The organism is Streptomyces anandii JCM 4720 (assembly GCF_014650655.1).
GTDB classification, from domain to species: domain Bacteria; phylum Actinomycetota; class Actinomycetes; order Streptomycetales; family Streptomycetaceae; genus Streptomyces; species Streptomyces anandii.
Map to the genome: position 1 here is coordinate 269225 of NZ_BMVJ01000002.1, position 4552 is coordinate 273776.

At 73.9% G+C, this 4552-nt stretch carries 6 protein-coding genes; 5 read left to right on the forward strand and 1 reads right to left on the reverse strand.

What is annotated here, in order from left to right; genetic code table 11:
* Positions 1–210: 210 nt before the first annotated feature.
* Positions 211–774 carry a hypothetical protein gene (locus IE249_RS04450; RefSeq protein ID WP_189703429.1) on the reverse strand — a complete coding sequence of 188 codons (564 nt, stop codon included), beginning with the start codon at positions 772–774 and terminating at the stop codon, positions 211–213.
* Between the two features lie 157 nt (positions 775–931).
* Between IE249_RS04450 and tsaB the strand changes: the two genes are divergently transcribed.
* From tsaB to IE249_RS04475, 5 genes are all read left to right on the forward strand, one after another.
* On the forward strand, positions 932–1585 hold the full coding sequence (tsaB, locus tag IE249_RS04455; RefSeq protein WP_189703430.1) for a tRNA (adenosine(37)-N6)-threonylcarbamoyltransferase complex dimerization subunit type 1 TsaB: 654 nt from the start codon (positions 932–934) through the stop codon (positions 1583–1585).
* Positions 1586–1635: 50 nt separating this feature from the next.
* A complete protein-coding gene (locus IE249_RS04460; protein WP_189703688.1) occupies positions 1636–2193 on the forward strand; it encodes a GNAT family N-acetyltransferase in 558 nt (185 codons plus the stop codon).
* Positions 2186–3310, forward strand: a complete 1125-nt coding sequence (gene tsaD, locus IE249_RS04465) for a tRNA (adenosine(37)-N6)-threonylcarbamoyltransferase complex transferase subunit TsaD (RefSeq protein WP_189703431.1) — start codon at positions 2186–2188, stop codon at positions 3308–3310. Before IE249_RS04460 ends, tsaD begins: the two co-directional genes overlap by 8 nt.
* On the forward strand, positions 3307–3573 hold the full coding sequence (locus IE249_RS04470; RefSeq protein ID WP_189703432.1) for a hypothetical protein: 267 nt from the start codon (positions 3307–3309) through the stop codon (positions 3571–3573). Before tsaD ends, IE249_RS04470 begins: the two co-directional genes overlap by 4 nt.
* A gap of 314 nt (positions 3574–3887) precedes the next feature.
* On the forward strand, positions 3888–4319 hold the full coding sequence (locus IE249_RS04475) for an ester cyclase (RefSeq protein WP_189703433.1): 432 nt from the start codon (positions 3888–3890) through the stop codon (positions 4317–4319).
* The last annotated feature ends 233 nt before the right edge of the window (positions 4320–4552 follow it).

A 4552-nucleotide genomic window follows, 5' to 3' on the forward strand; every position in this document is an offset into this window, starting at 1 on the left:
GCAGCCGCCCGAAAGCCGCCTGGCCTCGGCAAGTCGGACGGCTGCCGGAAAGCCGCCTGGTATCCGCACGGCGGACGGCTGCCGGAAAGCTGCCTGGCCTCGGCAAGTCGGACGGCTGCCGGAAAGCCGCCTGGCCTCCGCAAGCCGGACAGCCGGCCGGGAGCCCGGCCAGCGCCCGTACGGTGACCCGTCGGCCGGGAGCGGTCGCCCCTAGCGGATGACGACGACCTTCTGGCCGATCGTCGCGAACATCCACATCGCCTCGCCGTCCGGCCGGGTCTCGCGGATGCCGCCGGTCTTCACGGCGGTGCCCAGGTCGGTGTCCGGCGCCGACTCCTCCACGGCCGCACTGAAACCGATGACGACGCCGTTGACGCTGGTGAAGCGCACCACGTGCTCCACGGGCAGACCGTCGGTCCCGGTGATCGCCTTCGAACGCGAGGTGACCACGTACGTGCCCGGCAGCGGGTCCACGTTGCCCGGGCTGACCCGGAAGGTGTTCTCCACCCGGTTGCCCGCGCCGACCAGCCACACCCGGTCGTCGTCCACGGAGTACACGACCCGCTCGCCCGTGCCCGAACCCCCGGGCAGCGCCGTGGGGTGCCGCTTGTCGCGGGGAGCCTTGCTGGCGCTGGCGGCGGGCGTCGCGCTCGCGCCGGGCCTGCCGCCCAGGCCGTGCGGCACGGTCGCCTGCGCCCGGTAGGCGAGGAAGCCGACCGTGGCGAGGGCGGCCGCGGTGAGCCCGGCCACCAATCCCGAGCTGCTCCTTGCCACGCTCGCCCGCCTTCCGGATCACCACTGCCGACGTCCGCCGTCGGTGCGCCGACGCTCGGGCCCCGGCCCTTGTCCTGCCCGTCTCGCGACCGTAGCAGCCCGAATGCGCACGACCCGGGCGGCCGTGCCGACGCCGCCGGAGCCGTAGGCTGTTCGCGTGCTCTTGCTAGCTCTGGATACCGCCACCCCCGCCGTGACCGTCGCCCTGCACGACGGCACGGCCGTCATCGCCTCGTCGAGCCAGGTGGACGCGCGCCGGCACGGAGAGCTGCTGCTGCCGGCCGTCGACCGGGTCCTCGCGGAGGCCGGGCTCGGCCTCGACGCCCTCACGGGCATCGTCGCCGGCAACGGCCCCGGCCCCTACACCGGGCTGCGCGTCGGTCTGATGACCGCCGACACCTTCGGGCTCGCCCTCGGCATCCCCGTGCACGGCGTGTGCACGCTCGACGGCCTCGCGTACGCGGCCGACCTCGCCGGCCCCTTCGTCGTGGCCACCGACGCCCGCCGCAAGGAGGTCTACTGGGCGCGCTACGCCGACTCCCGCACCCGGGTCACCGACCCGGCCGTGGACCGGCCCGCCGACATCGCCGACGAGGTGCGCGACCTGCCCGCGGTCGGCGCGGGCGCCCTGCTCTACCCGGACACCTTCCCCAAGGCGCACGAGCCCGAGCACGTCTCGGCCGCCGCCCTAGCCTGCCTGGCCGCCGAGCGGCTGGCCGCGGGCGAGGAGCTGCCCGCGCCCCGGCCGCTGTACCTGCGCCGGCCCGACGCCCAGGTGCCCAAGAACTACAAGGTGGTCACCCCCAAGTGACGGGCCACGTGACGGGAGAGACCACGACCGGTGCCCCGGTGCTCCGCGAGATGCGCTGGTGGGACATCGATCCCGTGCTGGAGCTGGAGAAGGACCTCTTCCCCGAGGACACCTGGTCCCGCGGCATGTTCTGGTCCGAGCTGGCGCACGCCCGCGGCCCGGAGGCCACCCGGCGGTACGTCGTCGCGGAGCTGCCGGCACCGGACGGCCCGGACGGCCCGGACGGGGCGGCGGGCGGCGCGCGGATCGTCGGGTACGGCGGCCTGGTCGCCACCGGTGAGCAGGGCGACGTCCAGACCATCGCGGTCGCGCGCGACCACTGGGGCAGCGGCCTCGGCGCCCGGCTGCTGACCGAGCTGCTGCGGGCCGCGACCGCCTTCGAGTGCACCGAGGTGATGCTCGAGTGCCGCGTGGACAACCTCCGCGCGCAGCGGCTCTACGAGCGCTTCGGCTTCGAGCCCATCGGCTTCAGACGCGGCTACTACCAGCCGGGGAACGTCGACGCCCTGGTGATGCGCCTGGCCGATCCGGCCTCCGCGAGCCCCGCGTCCCCCGCGACACCCGCAACCCCCGTCAATGGCGTAGAAGGAACCGAGACCCATGGCTGACACCCGGGACGAGCCGCTCGTCCTCGGCATCGAGACCTCCTGCGACGAGACCGGCGTCGGCATCGTGCGCGGCACCACCCTGCTGGCCGATGCCGTCGCCTCCAGCGTCGACGAGCACGCGCGCTTCGGCGGTGTGGTGCCCGAGGTCGCCTCGCGGGCCCATCTGGAGGCGATGGTCCCGACCATCGAGCGCGCGCTGAAGGAGGCCGGGGTCAGCGCGAAGGACCTGGACGGCATCGCGGTCACCGCCGGGCCCGGCCTGGCCGGCGCCCTGCTGGTCGGCGTCTCGGCGGCCAAGGCGTACGCCTACGCGCTCGGCAAGCCGCTCTACGGCGTCAACCACCTCGCCTCCCACATCTGCGTGGACCAGCTGGAGCACGGCCCGCTGCCGGAGCCGACCATGGCGCTGCTGGTCAGCGGCGGCCACTCCTCGCTGCTGCTGTCCACGGACATCACCGCCGACGTGCGTCCCATGGGCGCGACCATCGACGACGCGGCCGGCGAGGCCTTCGACAAGATCGCCCGCGTGCTCGACCTGGGCTTCCCGGGCGGCCCGGTCATCGACCGGTACGCGCGCGAGGGCGACCCGGAGGCGATCGCGTTCCCGCGCGGACTGACGGGCCCGCGCGACGCGGCGTACGACTTCTCCTTCTCCGGACTGAAGACCGCGGTGGCCCGCTGGATCGAGGCGAAGCGGGCGGCCGGAGAGGAGGTCCCGGTCCGTGACGTGGCCGCGTCCTTCCAGGAGGCCGTGGTGGACGTGCTGACCCGCAAGGCGGTACGGGCCTGCCGGGACGCGGGCGTGGACCACCTGATGATCGGCGGCGGTGTGGCCGCCAACTCCCGGCTGCGCGTGCTGGCCCAGGAGCGCTGCGAGGCGGCCGGCATCCGGCTGCGCGTGCCCCGGCCCAAGCTGTGCACGGACAACGGCGCGATGGTGGCGGCCCTCGGCGCCGAGATGGTGACGCGCGGCCGGGCGGCCTCGGACTGGGACCTGTCGGCGGACTCCTCGCTGCCGGTGACCGACCCGCACGTCCCCGGCGAGGCGCACGCTCACGCCCACTCGCACACCCACGACCACGTGCACGAGGTCAGCAAGGAGAACCTCTACTCATGACGGTCGCGCTGATGTGGGAGGCACGGGCGGCCGAGGGCCGGGGCGGGGAACTCCTCGACTGGGCCCGCGCCCAGCGGCTCGCCCGGCCCCCGCTGCGCCGCGAGTTCTTCCGCGCCCCCGGGGACCGCGTCCTCGTCATCACCTGGTGGGAGGCGGCCTACGACGCGGAGCTGCCGGAACTGCCGGAGCCGGACGGGGACTTGGTGTCCCGGCCGGTGCACCGGTGGCGTTTCGAGTCGGCGGGCGGGGAGCCGCACCGCTGAAGTGGCGTCCCGGGCGATCGGTGCGCTATGATCATCACACGCGAACGGCCGGAACAACGGCTCGGACGCAGTGCGTTGGTGGTCCAAGGAAAGACGCCCCGCTTCCTGCGGGGAGATGCAGGTGCAAGGCCTGCCCGGCGCTCCACTTCACCCCGCCCGCCACCGGTTCTCCGGTGGCGGGCGGGGTTTTCTGTCGTGCGCGCACCCAGGCCGCCGAGGTGCGGACGCTGCCCGGCGGCGTGAGCATGGAAGGCGGAGGCCGACTCGGGGGCAGCGGCCAAGGGGCTGCCTCACAGCGGAGTGGAGGCTCTCGCATGACAGACAACGAAACGTTCGTACGCCATCTCTTCGAGGCGTGGAACAACCGCGACTACGACGCCATCTCAGGAGCGGTCGCTCCCGACTGCACTCTCACCGAGGAAGGCAGCGGACGCACCCTGAAGGGTCCGCAGGAGTTCACCAGGATCGCCAAGGCCATGTTCGAGGCCATGCCGGACGGCGAGTTCCGCCTCGACCACCTCACGACCCAGGGCGACACCGTCGTCGCCGAGTACACCGGCCACGGAACGCAGACCGGGGACCTGGTCCTGCACGCGGGCACCGTGCCCGCGACGGGGCGGGAGGTCACGGTGCGCGCGTGCGACATCTACGAGGTCCACGACGACAAGGTCACCGAGGCCCGCACCTACCTCGACACCGGCGCCATCATGGCCCAACTCGGCCTGACCGAGCGGATGGGCGCTTGACCGGGCGGAAATGCCTCACCGGGCGGAGGTGCGCCTGACGCGTGACCCGGCGGATGGGACCGGGCGGCGACGCGCTCACCCCTCGGGCCTCACCTCCGTCGGGCACCGCAGCCGGCGGTCCGTGCCCACTGTCCGTACCGGCCCGGTCAGGGCCAGCCGGGCCGTGTGCCGTACGTCGGCCGCCGAGGCCGCCAACCGCAGTTCCAGCGCGCCCGGTTCGACCACTCGCCGCC

Coding starts and splice junctions, on each gene's coding strand:
- IE249_RS04460 (WP_189703688.1), top strand. CDS start 1,636: ATGCGCTGGTGGGACATCGATCCCGTGCTGGAGCTGGAGAAGGACCTC.
- tsaD (WP_189703431.1), top strand. CDS start 2,186: ATGGCTGACACCCGGGACGAGCCGCTCGTCCTCGGCATCGAGACCTCC.
- IE249_RS04470 (WP_189703432.1), top strand. CDS start 3,307: ATGACGGTCGCGCTGATGTGGGAGGCACGGGCGGCCGAGGGCCGGGGC.
- IE249_RS04475 (WP_189703433.1), top strand. CDS start 3,888: ATGACAGACAACGAAACGTTCGTACGCCATCTCTTCGAGGCGTGGAAC.